At 69.1% G+C, this 13403-nt stretch carries 14 protein-coding genes; 10 read left to right on the top strand and 4 right to left on the bottom strand.

The features are described from left to right. Positions 1–107: 107 nt before the first annotated feature. Positions 108–1043, bottom strand: a complete 936-nt coding sequence (locus ACU5E9_RS12715; protein ID WP_456810281.1) for an SDR family NAD(P)-dependent oxidoreductase — start codon at positions 1041–1043, stop codon at positions 108–110. Beyond that, positions 1043–1840 (bottom strand): SDR family NAD(P)-dependent oxidoreductase, encoded by a 798-nt coding sequence (locus tag ACU5E9_RS12710; RefSeq protein WP_456810280.1) that lies wholly within the window; start codon positions 1838–1840, stop codon positions 1043–1045. Before ACU5E9_RS12710 ends, ACU5E9_RS12715 begins: the two co-directional genes overlap by 1 nt. A gap of 54 nt (positions 1841–1894) precedes the next feature. Between ACU5E9_RS12710 and ACU5E9_RS12705 the strand changes: the two genes are divergently transcribed. After that, complete coding sequence (locus tag ACU5E9_RS12705; RefSeq protein WP_456810279.1) at positions 1895–2500, top strand: TetR/AcrR family transcriptional regulator; 606 nt, start codon at positions 1895–1897, stop codon at positions 2498–2500. Between the two features lie 6 nt (positions 2501–2506). On the opposite strand, the gene ACU5E9_RS12700 is transcribed toward ACU5E9_RS12705, so the two are convergent. Beyond that, positions 2507–3607: a hypothetical protein gene (locus ACU5E9_RS12700; protein WP_456810278.1), complete on the bottom strand. Its 1101-nt coding sequence runs from the start codon at positions 3605–3607 to the stop codon at positions 2507–2509. A gap of 230 nt (positions 3608–3837) precedes the next feature. On the opposite strand from ACU5E9_RS12700, the gene ACU5E9_RS12695 reads away from it, so the two are divergent. From ACU5E9_RS12695 to ACU5E9_RS12655, 9 genes are all read left to right on the top strand, one after another. Continuing rightward, positions 3838–4845, top strand: a complete 1008-nt coding sequence (locus ACU5E9_RS12695) for a sugar phosphate isomerase/epimerase family protein (protein WP_456810277.1) — start codon at positions 3838–3840, stop codon at positions 4843–4845. Beyond that, positions 4842–6602: a dihydroxyacetone kinase family protein gene (locus tag ACU5E9_RS12690; protein ID WP_456810276.1), complete on the top strand. Its 1761-nt coding sequence runs from the start codon at positions 4842–4844 to the stop codon at positions 6600–6602. The genes ACU5E9_RS12695 and ACU5E9_RS12690 overlap by 4 nt, the downstream gene beginning before the upstream one ends. Beyond that, positions 6599–7066 carry a ribose-5-phosphate isomerase gene (locus ACU5E9_RS12685; RefSeq protein ID WP_456810275.1) on the top strand — a complete coding sequence of 156 codons (468 nt, stop codon included), beginning with the start codon at positions 6599–6601 and terminating at the stop codon, positions 7064–7066. Before ACU5E9_RS12690 ends, ACU5E9_RS12685 begins: the two co-directional genes overlap by 4 nt. Further along, positions 7066–8076, top strand: a complete 1011-nt coding sequence (locus tag ACU5E9_RS12680; protein ID WP_456810274.1) for a 4-hydroxythreonine-4-phosphate dehydrogenase PdxA — start codon at positions 7066–7068, stop codon at positions 8074–8076. The genes ACU5E9_RS12685 and ACU5E9_RS12680 overlap by 1 nt, the downstream gene beginning before the upstream one ends. Before the next feature lie 35 nt (positions 8077–8111). Further along, the gene (locus ACU5E9_RS12675) at positions 8112–8876 is read left to right on the top strand and encodes a triose-phosphate isomerase family protein (protein WP_456810273.1); all 765 of its coding nucleotides are present in this window, start codon (positions 8112–8114) and stop codon (positions 8874–8876) included. 77 nt (positions 8877–8953) lie between these two features. Next, positions 8954–9925 carry a tripartite tricarboxylate transporter substrate binding protein gene (locus ACU5E9_RS12670; protein ID WP_456810272.1) on the top strand — a complete coding sequence of 324 codons (972 nt, stop codon included), beginning with the start codon at positions 8954–8956 and terminating at the stop codon, positions 9923–9925. Next, a complete protein-coding gene (locus tag ACU5E9_RS12665; protein WP_456810271.1) occupies positions 9922–10479 on the top strand; it encodes a tripartite tricarboxylate transporter TctB family protein in 558 nt (185 codons plus the stop codon). Before ACU5E9_RS12670 ends, ACU5E9_RS12665 begins: the two co-directional genes overlap by 4 nt. 9 nt (positions 10480–10488) lie before the next feature. Beyond that, positions 10489–11997: a tripartite tricarboxylate transporter permease gene (locus ACU5E9_RS12660; protein WP_456810270.1), complete on the top strand. Its 1509-nt coding sequence runs from the start codon at positions 10489–10491 to the stop codon at positions 11995–11997. Between the two features lie 63 nt (positions 11998–12060). Continuing rightward, the gene (locus ACU5E9_RS12655; protein ID WP_456810269.1) at positions 12061–12756 is read left to right on the top strand and encodes a GntR family transcriptional regulator; all 696 of its coding nucleotides are present in this window, start codon (positions 12061–12063) and stop codon (positions 12754–12756) included. Positions 12757–12770: 14 nt separating this feature from the next. On the opposite strand, the gene ACU5E9_RS12650 is transcribed toward ACU5E9_RS12655, so the two are convergent. Beyond that, complete coding sequence (locus tag ACU5E9_RS12650) at positions 12771–13349, bottom strand: DUF1697 domain-containing protein (RefSeq protein WP_456810268.1); 579 nt, start codon at positions 13347–13349, stop codon at positions 12771–12773. Positions 13350–13403 lie beyond the last annotated feature (54 nt).

Raw genomic sequence — 13403 nt, 5'->3', positions numbered from 1 at the left:
GTGAGCCGCCGTTTCGACGCGGGGCGGGAACGCAGACACGGTCACCAGGTCTCGACAAGCTCGGCCAACGGAAGGGTCGCGGCCCCGGACACGTCGCCTGTAGGCGGTCAGGCGGCCGCGACGAGATCGGCGGACACGTCCCAGAGCCGGCGGGCGGTGGACGGGTCCAGTGCGTGGGGGAGCACGCCATGGATGCCGTCGACGATCGCCGGCACCACGGCCGCGGGCCGGCAGTCCTCGTAGTAGCCCGGCGCTCCCACGCCGAGCCTGGCCCGGGTGGCGACAAAGACCGAGGTCGCCGCCCCCTGCGCCGGACTCTTCCCCGGGTACCGGCGCTTCATGCCCGCCAGCACCTTCGGGTCCCAGTGCCGCTGCAGATTCGTCCAGATGCCGCCCGGCATCAGCGCCGCCGCCGCGATGCCGTCATCCGCCCACCGCCGGGTCGCTTCGAGGGCGAACAGCACGTTCGCGGACTTCGACTGGCCGTAGGCCACCCCCGAGTCGTAGGCATCCCGGGTGAAGAACAGGTCGTCGAACCGGATGCCGCTGGAGGCGTGCCCGCTGGAACTCACCGAAACGATCCTCGCCCCGCCGGCGGCGGCCAGCGCCGGATGCAGCGCCGTCGCGAGAGCGAAATGGCCCAGGTGGTTCACGGCGAACTGCATCTCCCATCCGGCGGGCGTGCGCGACAGGGGGCTGTGCATGATGCCGGCGTTGTTCACCAGGATGTGCAACGGTCCCGACCACGACATGGCCAGCGCCCGCACCGTGGCCAGGTCGGCCAGGTCGAGGTGGGCCACCCGCACGGCACCGCTGCCCGTGCTCGCCCGAATGCTCTCGGCCGTGCGCTCGCCGGCCGTCAGGTCCCGGACGGCGAGGGTCACGCTCGCGCCGGCGGCCGCCAAGGCCCGTGCGGTCTCCACGCCGATCCCGGAGCTTGCCCCGGTGACGAGAGCGGAGCGTCCGCCCAGATCGATGCCCCGCACGACATCCAGGGCGGTCGACTCGGCGCCGAAGGCCGCAGGTGCGGTTATCCCGGGCATCAGCTGACCCGGGTGTTGGCGATGCCGCCGTCGACGTCGAGCACGGTGCCGTGCACGAACGACGCCTCGTCAGAAACGAGGTACCGCACCGCGAAGGCGATGTCGACGGGGCGCACCGGTTGGCCTGCGACGGTCGCGGCGGTCATGACCGCGATCACGTCCGCGCTCCCGGCGTTGCCCGGGGTGCTCGTCGCGCCGGGAGCGACGGTGTTCACGCCGACGCCGCTCGGGCCGAATTCGGCCGACCAGGTGCGGGTCATCTGCTCGAGCGCGGCCTTGGAGGCCGTGTAGATGGCGCCGAAAGGCAGGCCCACCCGTGACATCCAGGACCCGATGTTCACGATCGACCCGCTGCCGCGGGTCGCCATCGCCGGAGCGAGTTCGGCGACGAGCACATGCGGCGCGCGGATGTTCGTGGCGAGCACGGCGTCGAGGTCGGCATCCGCAAGCGCGGCGGTGGGTGTGGCCGGGTAGATGCCGGCGTTGTTGACGAGGATGTCGACCCGGCCGCCCAGGACGGCGGTGGCCTCCTGCGCAAACCGGCGGATGTCAGCGTACGAGCCACCGAGGTTGCCGACCACCGCGTGCGCGGTGCCGCCGTCGGCGGTGATCTGGTCGACGACGGCCTGGGCACGCTGGGCGTCGCGGCCACTCACCACCACCTCCGCGCCGGAGGCGGCCAGCACACGGGCGATGGCCTCGCCGATGCCGCTGGTGGACCCGGTGACCACGGCGGTGCGTCCGGCGAGGCGGGAATCGGGGGACAGGGACTGGAGTTCTTCGGTATTGGACTTCACGGTCCATTCGTATCACAACATGGACCGCGCGGTCCAGTACGGTACGATCGAGGAATGGAGGAGAAGAAGATCACCGCTCGGGGCCGGGCGACCCGGCAGCGGATCATTGAGGCTACCGGCGAGCAGATCCTCGCAGCGGGCATCGGCGGCACCACCCTCGACACCGTGAGGGCCGCCACCCTCACCAGCAAGAGCCAGCTCTTCCACTACTTTCCCGGCGGCAAGACCGAACTGGTGCGCGAGGTCGCGACCTGGGAAGGTCAGCAGCTGCTCGAGGCGCAGGAACCGTACATCCACGACCTGAGCACCTGGGAATCCTGGAACGCCTGGCGTGCCGCGTTGGTGGACTACTACCTCGGCCTCGGCCGCTGGGCCTGTCCGATCGGGTCGCTGGCGACCCAGGCCGCGATGACCGACCCCGACCTCGAGGCCTTTTTCAGCGCCAGCATGGCCGAGTGGAGGGACACGCTGGCCGCGGGCGTGGCGAAGATGCAGGCCGGCGGCCTGATCGACCACGAGGTCGACCCCCAGCGCATTGCCGTGGTGATCCTGGCCGCCATCCAGGGAGGCCTCGTGCTCAGCCAGCCGATGCGGTCGGCCTGGCCGCTGGAGGCGGCCCTCGACTCGGCGCTCGAGCCCCTCCATCAGGCGGCTACCTGACCGGAGCTACCTCTCGGCCCCGGGTGCGGACACGCTCGCCCGACGGGGGCGGTAACGGCCGGAGACCACGCCGATGAGCCACTCGATCGGGCCCTTGCCCACGAACCGCCACCAGAGAATCCCGACCAGCGGCACCCCGAGCACGAGCACAAGCCAGGCCACCGGGTCGGTGGTGCCGAAGCTGATGCCGTTGGCGGACATCCACGCCACCACGGCCACCTGGAACACGTAGAGCGACAGCGAGATCGACCCGATCGCCTTGAGCGGCAGGAACACCGCCCGCACCACGGCGGCCACCCGCTCCTGCCGGATCGAGGCGAGCAGCACGATCACGCCGAGGGTGAACAGCACCAGACCGGCGTCGTGCAGGGTGTCGAGGTAGCTGCCCGACGGGCTGAAGCCGGCGTCGGTGGCACCGCGCCAGAGCGGACCGAGCCACCAGGCGGGCACCGAGAGCGCGAGCATGATCCAGCCCGCCCGGCGGCCGCCGAACCGGATGCGGAACAGCAGCGCCCCGAACAGGAACCACGGCAGCAGGTTGGTCACCCGGTAGTGCGGGCTGAGGAACAGCCATTCGAGGAGGAAACTCGCCGGGGACCGCTCGCCGGCGGTGATCAGTGGGCCGGTCGCGGCCAGCATGGCGTTGTTCAGCGGGGCGCCGATCACGAGGACCACACCGAGCACGATGACGAGCAGCCGGCTGCGCAGCAGCACCAGCGGCGTGCCGATCGCGAGCACGATGCCCAGGAACGAGAGAATGACCGCGATCCAGCTGCCCCAGGTGGACAACAGCAACCCGAGCAACACCAGGATCGCGCCGCGGATGACGTTCTGCACGATGACCGTCCGCACCGCGCGCGGATCGCTGCCGGCCTTGGCCAGCACGATGGCCGCGGCGGCGCCCATGGTTACGGCGAACAGCGGTGAGGCCAGGTCGTTCAACTGGCCCTGCAGGAATGCGGTGGCCGGCGGCTGGTCGACCATGATCGGGCCGGCGTGGGCGACGAGCATCGCCAGGATGGCCACACCCCTGGCCACATCGGGCACGAGGTAGCGGTCCCGCTGCAGACGCGGGGCGATCGGAACGACAACGGCGGACCCGGCCATGCGGTCACCTCTCGACGGCTGTCTGGCACCCGGGGGTGTGGAGTGGCTCCACCGTAGCAGTCGCCGGTTACCGCTGATTCAGGGGGCTGGGACCGGGTCGAAAGAAATTTCCTGACAAATTCTTGACAAATCATCGACCTGTCATAGATCCTATAGGAATCAAGATGTAGGAAATCAGGACATCAACACACGCCGCCCTCAACGCAGCGAAACACAATGGAGTGGAACAAGTGACCTATACACGCGAGGACTGGCCGATCGCCGCCGCGCTGCTGCAATTTCCGGGGCAGCTGCGAGACGGCTCATCGGTGCAGGACGCGAATCCGAGCGAGTGGGTATCGACCCTCGCCGAAGTGGCCTCGACCGGTTTCACCCACGTCGACCTCACCGACAGCTGGTTGCGGATCGGGGACCTGAGCCCGAAACGCCTCGACGACTTCGAGCTCGCCACCGTGGAAGCGGGAGTCAGCATTCCCTCCCTGTCGATCACGCGGAAGAGCGTCGTCGATCCCGAGTCCGGCGCCGACAACCTGGCCTACACGCACCGCACGCTCGAAGCGGCGGCGGCTCTCGGCGTGAACGTGCTTTCCCTGGGACTCCACCGCACCCTGACGGCGGAACAGAAATCGCGCCTGTGGTTCTGGACCGCGCAGGGCGCCGTCGACCCGGTGGGGGACCCCGACTTCTGGCAGCTGGCCGTCGACCGCATCCGTGACCTCGCTTCGCACGCCGAGGACTACAGCATGCAGGTCTCGGTGGAACTCTACGAAGACACCCTGCTCGGCACCGCCGACAGCGCGGTGCGACTGATCACCGACATCGACCGGCCGAACGTGGGCATCAACCCCGACATCGGCAACCTCGTGCGGTTGCACCGGCCGATCGAGGACTGGGCCGAGATGCTCGAAAAGACCCTGCCGTACGCGAACTACTGGCAGGTCAAGAACTACTTCCGGGACGAGAACCCCGACACCGGATCCATCGTCTCGATCCCCGCACCGCTGGCGCTGGGCTTCATCGACTACCGGCGCGCGGTTCACCGCGCCCTCGAGCTGGGCTTTTCCGGCATCTTCTGCTGCGAGCACTACGGCGGCGACGGGCTCGGTGTGAGCGCGATCAACCAGCGTTACCTCCGCACCCTGCTCCCTGAGGCCCCAACCAGCTCAGCCCCGAGGAGCCCCGCCCCCGAACGGCTGCCAGTGAAAGACCAGCTGCCAATGAAAGAAGAGACGAGATGACGCGCATCCTGAACGACCCGCACAGCTTCGCCGATGAGGCGCTGGCCGGGTTCGTCGCCGCGAACAAGCAGTACGTCCGCCGCATCGACGGCGGCGTGGTGCGGTCCACCCGCATCCCCACCGGCCAGGTCGGCCTCGTGGTCGGCGGCGGATCCGGCCACTACCCCGCCTTCGCCGGGCTCGTCGGCGCGGGCCTGGCCTCCGGGTCGGCCTGCGGCAACATGTTCGCGTCCCCCTCCGCCGGGCACGTCTACCGGGTGGCCCGGTCGGTCGACCGCGGTGCCGGTGTCATCCTCAGCTTCGGCAACTACGCCGGCGACGTGCTCAACTTCGGCCAGGCCGAGAAGCAGCTTCGCGACGAGGGCATCGACGTGCGCACCGTCATCGTCACCGACGACATCGCCAGCGGCTCGATCGACGAACTGCACAAGCGCCGCGGCATCGCCGGCGACCTCACCGTGTTCAAGATCGCCGGGGCCGCCGCCGAGGCGGGCTACTCGCTGGACGCCACCGAGGAGGTCGCCCGGCGCGCCAACTACCGCACCCGCTCCCTGGGCGTCGCCTTCACCGGATGCACCCTGCCGGGCGCCTCGACACCGCTGTTCTCGGTCGAGGCCGGAATGATGGCGGTCGGCCTGGGCATCCACGGCGAACCGGGCATCTCCGAGGAGCCGATCCCCACCGCCCGCGACCTGGCAGCGCTCTTGGTGGGCAAGCTCCTGGCCGAGAAGCCGCCGGAAGCCACCGACCGCGTGGTGCCCATCCTGAACGGCCTCGGCGCGGTCAAGTACGACGAACTGTTCGTGCTCTACGCCGCGGTGAGCGAACTGCTCACCGACGCCGGGCTCACGGTCGTGGCTCCGGAATGCGGCGAACTGGTCACCAGCCTCGACATGGCCGGCGTCTCCCTCACCCTGTTCTGGGTCGACGCCGAACTCGAAGACCTCTGGGAGCACCCCGCGGATGCCCCGGCGTTCCGCAAGGGCTCCATCCGGGCCGAAGCCGACGACAGCCTGCACGAGGACGACGCCCTCGTCGCCGCCGCCGTCACCGAGGGCGCCGAGCAGCACGCCGCCGCCCCGCTCGCGCTGGAATTGATCACGCTCGTGCGGGACACCCTGGTGCAGAACGAGGAGGCGCTCGGCCGGCTCGACGCCATCGCCGGTGACGGCGATCACGGAATCGGCATGGTGGCCGGCGCCCAGGGCGCGGTCGCCGCGGCCGCGCTGGCCCTCGAGGGTGGCGCCGGCGTCGGCCAGGTGCTCGAGGCGGCCGGCACCGCCTGGGCCGAAAGCGCCGGCGGAACCTCCGGTGCCCTCTGGGGCGTCACCTGGCGCGCAATCGGCAGCACACTCGGTGCGGCCGGGCACCTCGACCGCGCCACCCTCGTGCAGAGCGCCGGCGCCGGCCTGAACGCGATGACCGACCTCGGCGGCGCGATGGTCGGCGACAAGACCATCATCGATGCGTTCGCCCCCTTCGTCGCCGCCCTGGAAAACGGCCTCGAGGGCGGTGCCCTCAACAACGCCGACTCCGCCGACCGGCTCTGGCAGGACGCCGCGGCCGTCGCCACCGCCGCGGCCGCCGCGACGGCCGACCTCAGGCCGAGGCTCGGCCGGGCCCGGCCGCTCGCCGAAAAAAGTTTCGGCCACCCGGATGCGGGCGCCACTTCTTTTGCCCTCATCGCGACCGCCATCGGCGCGTCGATCACTCGCACCCTCGCCCAAACCCACAGCGAAGAAGGAAGTCTCCGATGAACACCCAACTGCGCATCGCGATCGGCAGCGATGAGGCTGGTTACGACTACAAAACCATCCTCAAGGCCGACCTCGAGGGAGACCCGAGGGTCGCACTGGTTGTCGACGTCGGCACGAACGCGGCGGCCGACACCACGGCGTACCCCCACGTCGCCGTCGACGCGGCCCGCCTCGTCGCGGCAGGTACAGTCGATCGAGCGCTGCTGATCTGCGGCACCGGACTCGGTGTCGCGATCTCGGCGAACAAGGTCAACGGCGTCCGCGCCGTCACCGCGCACGACAGCTACTCCGTCGAGCGCGCGATCCTGAGCAACAACGCGCAGGTCCTCACCATGGGCCAGCGCGTGATCGGCATCGAGCTGGCGAGGCGACTCGTCGGTGAATGGCTCGGCTACAGTTTCGACCCCCAATCCTCATCGGCGTCGAAAGTCGATGTCATCACGAGCTACGAAGGAACCAGCTGATGTCGAACGACACGTCGGTGCAGCGCCGACCACGAATTGCCCTCACCCTCGGCGACCCGGCCGGAGTGGGCCCAGAACTCGCCGCCAAGTTGCTGGCCCGCCCGCAGACCCTGGCCTCGGCCGAGGTGTACATCCTCGCCGACGCCTCCGAGGTCGCCGCGGCCGCCCAGGTGGCCGGCGTCACCATCCCGATCAGCGACACCCCGAAGGTCGGCTACGCCGTGGTCCTGGACGACGGCACCGCCCCGGCCGTGCCGATCGAAACCAAGAAGGTCAGCCTCGAGGCCGGAGCGCGGGTCAAGCACCAGCTGCACCGCGCCCTCGCCCTGGCCAACAGCGGTGACGTGGACGCCATCGTGTTCGCCCCGCTGAACAAGACCAGCCTGCACCTGGCCGGCATGCACGAGGAGGACGAGCTGCGCTGGTTCGCCAAGGAACTCGGACACACCGGGGTCACCAGCGAACTGAACGTGCTCCCCGGCCTCTTCACCGCCCGGGTCACCTCGCACATCCCGATCTCCGAGGTCGCCGCGAAGATCAAGACCCCCGCCGTGGTGGCCGCGATCCAGCTCCTGGACAGCGTGCTCAAGGACTCCGGCCTGCCCAACCCGCGCCTGGCCGTGTGTGCGCTCAACCCGCACGCCGGTGAGAACGGCAACTTCGGCCGCGAGGAGATCGACGAGATCGCCCCCGGGGTCGTGGCCGCACAGGAACTCGGTATCGACGCCTCCGGCCCGTTCCCCTCCGACACCGTCTTCCTCGCCGCCAAGCGCGGCGACTTCGACGGCGTGGTCACGATGTACCACGACCAGGGCCAGATCGCGATGAAGCTCATCGGGTTCGACAGCGGCGTCACCATCCAGGGCGGCCTGCCGGTGGTCATCGCCACCCCCGCCCACGGCACCGCGTTCGACATCGTCGGCAAGGGCATCGCCGACCTCGGCGCCACCGCGCACGCGTTCGACCTCGCGGTCGAGATCGCGTCCCGCCGGCTGCCGGTCACCGCGTAACCACCATCCACCATCAACCCGCTGAGGAGGACGACATGACCTTCACCACATCCGCTGCAGGGACTTTCGTCTTCGTCAGCACCAAGACCTACCTGGGCTACGCGCAGTCGCTCGCCTGGCTGGAGCGCGTTCGCGCCCTGGTCGGCGAGCGGCCATGGGTGGCGCAGTCGAACCTGCAGATCGCCGTCTTCCCCACCTTCCCGGTCATCCCCGCGGCGGTGGAGCTGTTCGCGGCCTCGCCGATCAGCGTGGGCGCCCAGAACGTGAGCATCGAAGCCGGACCGATCACCGGCGAGGTGACCGCCGGCCTGCTCGCCGAGATCGGCGCGGGCTACGCCGAGATCGGCCACGCCGAACGGCGCGCCCTCGCCCACGAATCCGACGAGGACATCGCCTCGAAGGTGCAGGCCAGCGTGGCAGCCGGCCTGATCCCGCTCCTCTGCGTGGGGGAACCCACCCGCCAGTCCACGGCCGACGCCGTCACCGTCGTCCTGGGCCAGATCGAGTCCGCGATCGCGCTCACCGGGCCGGACATCAGCCTGGTCCTCGCCTACGAACCCGTCTGGGCGATCGGCGCCAGCCGTCCCGCCGACGCCGGGTTCGTCAATGAGGTGGTCAGCGCCCTGCATGATCGGATGCCCCGGCCCTGGCCGGTGCTCTACGGCGGCAGTGCCGGACCGGGCCTGCTCGCCGACCTCCCAGCCGTTTCCGGCCTCTTCCTCGGGCGCTTCGCCCACGACCCCGACAACTTCGCTCGAGTCCTCGACGAAGCGCGCGACCGAACCGCGGTATCCACATGAACCCATCAACCTCACCCGCACCATCCCTCAGCAGCACCAACCCGCACCTGCGCACTATCAATACAAGGAGAACGACAATGGCGTCACGCATTCTGAAAGTTTCGGCCCTGGGCCTCATCATGGTTGCCGGCCTCGCCGGCTGTGCGGCCGGCGGCGCCGCCGGAGCCGAAGACGGCGAATTCGCCCCGTCGGCCGACGCCCGCATGATCGTGCCGTTCAGCGCCGGCGGCGGCAGCGACCTCTCCGGTCGCGGCATCGCGGCGGGGCTGGAGAAGGTCACCGACGTCAACGTGAGCGTCGAGAACCGCGAGGGCGGATCCGGCGCGGTCGGCTACTCCTACTTCCTGTCCCAGAAGGGCAAGGACAACTACCTCCTCGCCGCGGAGACCGCGCTGCTCGCGCTGCCCCTCACCCAGGACGTGGAATTCGACTACACCAGCTTCACGCCGATCATGAAGCTCGGCGATGACTACACGCTCCTCGTCGTCCCCCAGGACTCCCCGTTCGAAACCTGCACCGAGGTCGTTGACAAGGCCAAGGACGACCGCGTGATCGCCGCGGTGTCCGGCGCAACCAGCCTCGACGAGATCGTCTTCACCCTCGTCGAGCAGGCCGAGAACGTCGAATTCGACCGGGTGCCCTTCGAATCCGGCAGCGAGGTACTCGCGGCCCTCCTCGGCGGCAAGGTCGACGTCGCGTCGCTGAACCCCGGCGAGGTCCTCGGCCAGATCCAGTCCGGCGACCTCAAGGCCCTGTGCGCCTTCTCCGAAGAGCGTTACGAGTACGAGGAACTCGCCGACATCCCCACCGCCAAGGAAGAGGGCATCGACGTGGCCTTCGCCCAGTTCCGCGGCTTCATCGCACCGGGCGACATCTCGGAGGAAGCCACCGAGTACTGGATCGCCGCCGCGAAGGAATTCGAACAGTCCGAGGACTACACCACCTACATCGAGGACAACCTGATGCAGCCCAACGCCGTCTACGGCGACGAGTTCACCAGCTACCTCGAAGGCAACTCCGCCGACCTCGACAAAGTGATCAACAAGTGAATGAGACCCTCACGCACCGGGCGGGCATCGCCTGGGACGCCGTCCTCGGACTGATCGGCCTCTACGCCGTGGTCAGCGGCTTCGGCTACCAGGTGCTGCAGGAGAACGGCGAGATCGGCCCCGGCTTCCTCCCGGCGGTGGCCGGCGGCCTGGTGGCCCTCTTCGCCGCGATCGACCTGGTCAACAAGCTGCGCCGCACCCCGGAGCACGACGTCTACGACGACGACGCCGCCCTGATCGGCGACACCGCCGCGATCACCCTGCGGGAAGAGATGGAGCCGGCCGATATCGACATCTTCGGCCGCACCCAGCACCAACGCAACCGGATGCTGCTCGCGGTCCTCGGCATCATCATCGTCACCGTCGCCCTCGTGCCGCTCCTCGGCTTCCTCATCTCCTTCGGCCTGATGCTGATCGCCATTGCGGTCGCGGTCGAACGGCGCAAGTGGCTGCCCTCCCTGATTGTCACCGTGGTCGCCCTCGGCGCCACCTATCTGATCTTCGTCGTCGTCCTGCGGGTTCCACTGCCGCAGGGCCTGCTCGGCCTGATCTAGGAGCCAACAATGCTCGACAACCTCCTGCTCGGCTTCCAGACCGCGCTCACGCTCGAGAACATCTTCTGGTGTTTCATCGGCGTGGTGCTCGGCACGGTCATCGGGCTGATGCCCGGCCTCGGGTCCACCACCGGTGTGGCCATCCTCATTCCCCTCACCCTCACCCTGGAGCCGGTCACGGCGCTGATCATGCTCGCCGGCATCTATTACGGCGCGCAATACGGCGGCACGATCACCTCGGTGCTGATCTCGACACCGGGGGAGGCGGCAAGCGTGGTCACCACGCTCGACGGCTACCAGATGGCCCGCAAGGGCCGGGCGGGTGCCGCCCTGGCCATCTCCGCCATCGGGTCGTTCATCGCCGCGATCATCTCGCTCGGCCTGCTGATGGCGCTCGCGCCGCCGCTGGCCAAACTCGCGCTGAACTTCGGGCCGGTCGAGAACCTCGCGATCATGATCCTCGGCCTGGTCATCGTCGTCAGCTTCGCCGGCGGCTCCCTGGCTCGCGGCCTCATGATGGCCGCGATGGGCCTGCTCATCTCCACCGTCGGGGTGGCCACCGGCTTCAGCAACGCCCGGTTCACCTTCGGCAACATCGACCTGCTCGGCGGCATCCCCTTCGTCGAGGTCATGATCGGGCTCTTCGCCGTCGGCGAGGTGCTGCACCAGATCCGGGTCGGCGCCGCCGCACCGATCAAGGCGCGGTTCAAGGACATGGTCATCACCCGGGACGAGCTCAAGCGCAGCATGCCGTCGATCCTCCGCGGCAGCGGCATCGGATTCGTGCTGGGCATCCTGCCCGGCGCCGGGTCGACGCTGGCCTCGTTCATGTCCTACGGCATCGAAAAGCGCATCTCCAAGAACAAGGCCAACTTCGGCAAGGGCGCCATCGAGGGTGTCGCCTCCCCGGAGAGCGCCAACAACGCCGCGGCCAACGCCAACTTCGTGCCCACCCTGGCCCTCGGCATCCCCGGCGGCGGCACCACCGCCGTGCTGCTGGGCGCCTTCACCATCTACGGGCTCCAGCCCGGGCCGCTCCTGTTTGAGACGAACCCCACCCTGATCTGGGGACTGCTCGTGTCGTTCTTCATCGGCAACGTGATGCTGCTGGTGCTCAACCTGCCGCTCGCCCCGGTGTTCGCCCAGATGTTGCGGCTGCCGTACGGCTACCTCTACCCGATCATCCTGCTCACCAGCCTGGTCGGCGCGTACTCGGTCAGCAACAACATGTTCAGCGTCGTGCTCGTGGTGATCTTCGGTGTGGTCGGCTTCATCATGAAGGAACTGGACCTGCCCGTTGCCCCGCTGGTGCTGGGCCTCGTGCTCGGCCCGCTGTTCGAGAAGTCGCTCGTGCAGACCTCCGCACTCGGCCAGGGCAGCTTCTTCATCCTGCTCGAGAGCCCCATCGCGGTCATCGTGCTGGTGCTCGCCGTCGTGCTGGCCGCCGGGCCCTCCGTCGGCCGCCGTATCCACGAACGCCGCACGGCGGGCAGCCGCAGCCGTCAGCTCACCCGATGACCGATCGCGGTGAGTGCGGCACACAGGCGGGACGCCCGAATGCTCGTCGGCTAGGGTGAGACAATGTCGACGGGATCGTTCGTAAAAGGGGTGGCGTCCCGCCAGGTTTTGGCCGATCAGGTCTATGAAGAGCTGCTGGCCGCGCTCATCGACGGGCGCCTGGCGGCCGGCGAAAGCCTGAACATCGACGCGCTCGCCCGGGACTTCGGAATCTCACCGACACCGATCCGGGAAGCCCTCGCCCGGCTGGAATCCACCGGACTGGTGATCCGCGCCGCGCTGAAGGGCTACAAGGTCGCACCGCTGTTCTCGGTTGACGAACTCAGTGAGCTGATGGAGGCCCGGCTGGTGCTCGAACCGGAGAACGCCTTCCGGGCCTGCGGGCACTCCACCGACGAGTTCGTCACCGAACTCGACTCCTCCATCCAGCAGCTGTCCCGCTCGGCCGAGCGGAACGGGGCGGAGACCATCCGGCCGTACTGGCTGGCCGACGAGCGCTTCCACCGGCTCATCGCGGAGCAGTCCGGCAATCGTTTCCTGCTCTCCGCGTACACGGCCCTCGGCGGGCATGTGCAACGGTTCCGGCTCTTCGGCGGGCTCGTGGTGAGCGACGCCGACCGGGCCATCGCCGAGCACACCGAGATCCTGGATGCGATCCGGCTGGGCGACGCGGAGGCCGCGCGGGTGTCGATGGAGCGGCATATCAAGAACGTGCGCAACCGCGCGATCGACGATAAGGAACACCTGCCGCACTCCTGACGGCGGCGTACCGGTCAGCCGCGGTCGAGCGCCTCGAGCAGGCGCGTGGTGGTGCGCCAGCTGCGCACCGTCACCCGTTGGAAGACCGGCAGGCTCATGAACCGGGTGATGCGGGTCGTGGTGGCCCGCGCCGCCACCCGGGAGAAGTAGATCGCGTCGGGGCCCTTCGCCACCGCATCCACCCCCTCCCGCAGCTGCGGCAGCTGCGCCCACGCCTCGTCGACCGTGAGCGGATGCTTGAGGAAGAACACCTCGCTGCGCAGCTCCGCCGACCCGTGGTCGGGCGGTGCCGCGGCAACCGTGGCAGCCAGCTCCTGCCGGGAGCGCACAACCACCAGAAGCGGAATGCCGAAGCGCACGCGGAGCATCCGCTCGAGGGTGTCCTCCAGGCCGGTGTCCTCCAGGGCGGTGTCTTCCAGGGCGGTGGCGGCGGCCGGCGGTGCGGTGAACAGCACGTTCCCGCTCTGGGCGACCGTGCGGGCATCCGTGTAGCCCGCCTCCCGGAAGCACTCGGCCAGGGCCGGCATGGCGATCAGGTTGGTGCCGCCGACGTTGATCCCGCGCAACAGGGCGACAAACGGTGAGGTGGGCATGGTGACCCCGAGCGTACGCCTGCCGGGTTGGGTACTCTCGATGAAGCGCGTTGG

The organism is Cryobacterium sp. AP23 (genome assembly GCF_054075385.1).
This window is presented reverse-complemented; position numbering and strand designations above follow the sequence as displayed.

Bases quoted from the DNA above. Each gene is read 5' to 3' on its own strand.
- ACU5E9_RS12715 (WP_456810281.1), bottom strand. From the start codon at position 1,043: ATGCCCGGGATAACCGCACCTGCGGCCTTCGGCGCCGAGTCGACCGCC.
- ACU5E9_RS12705 (WP_456810279.1), top strand. From the start codon at position 1,895: ATGGAGGAGAAGAAGATCACCGCTCGGGGCCGGGCGACCCGGCAGCGG.
- ACU5E9_RS12700 (WP_456810278.1), bottom strand. From the start codon at position 3,607: ATGGCCGGGTCCGCCGTTGTCGTTCCGATCGCCCCGCGTCTGCAGCGG.
- ACU5E9_RS12690 (WP_456810276.1), top strand. From the start codon at position 4,842: ATGACGCGCATCCTGAACGACCCGCACAGCTTCGCCGATGAGGCGCTG.
- ACU5E9_RS12685 (WP_456810275.1), top strand. From the start codon at position 6,599: ATGAACACCCAACTGCGCATCGCGATCGGCAGCGATGAGGCTGGTTAC.
- ACU5E9_RS12680 (WP_456810274.1), top strand. From the start codon at position 7,066: ATGTCGAACGACACGTCGGTGCAGCGCCGACCACGAATTGCCCTCACC.
- ACU5E9_RS12675 (WP_456810273.1), top strand. From the start codon at position 8,112: ATGACCTTCACCACATCCGCTGCAGGGACTTTCGTCTTCGTCAGCACC.
- ACU5E9_RS12670 (WP_456810272.1), top strand. From the start codon at position 8,954: ATGGCGTCACGCATTCTGAAAGTTTCGGCCCTGGGCCTCATCATGGTT.
- ACU5E9_RS12660 (WP_456810270.1), top strand. From the start codon at position 10,489: ATGCTCGACAACCTCCTGCTCGGCTTCCAGACCGCGCTCACGCTCGAG.
- ACU5E9_RS12655 (WP_456810269.1), top strand. From the start codon at position 12,061: ATGTCGACGGGATCGTTCGTAAAAGGGGTGGCGTCCCGCCAGGTTTTG.
- ACU5E9_RS12650 (WP_456810268.1), bottom strand. From the start codon at position 13,349: ATGCCCACCTCACCGTTTGTCGCCCTGTTGCGCGGGATCAACGTCGGC.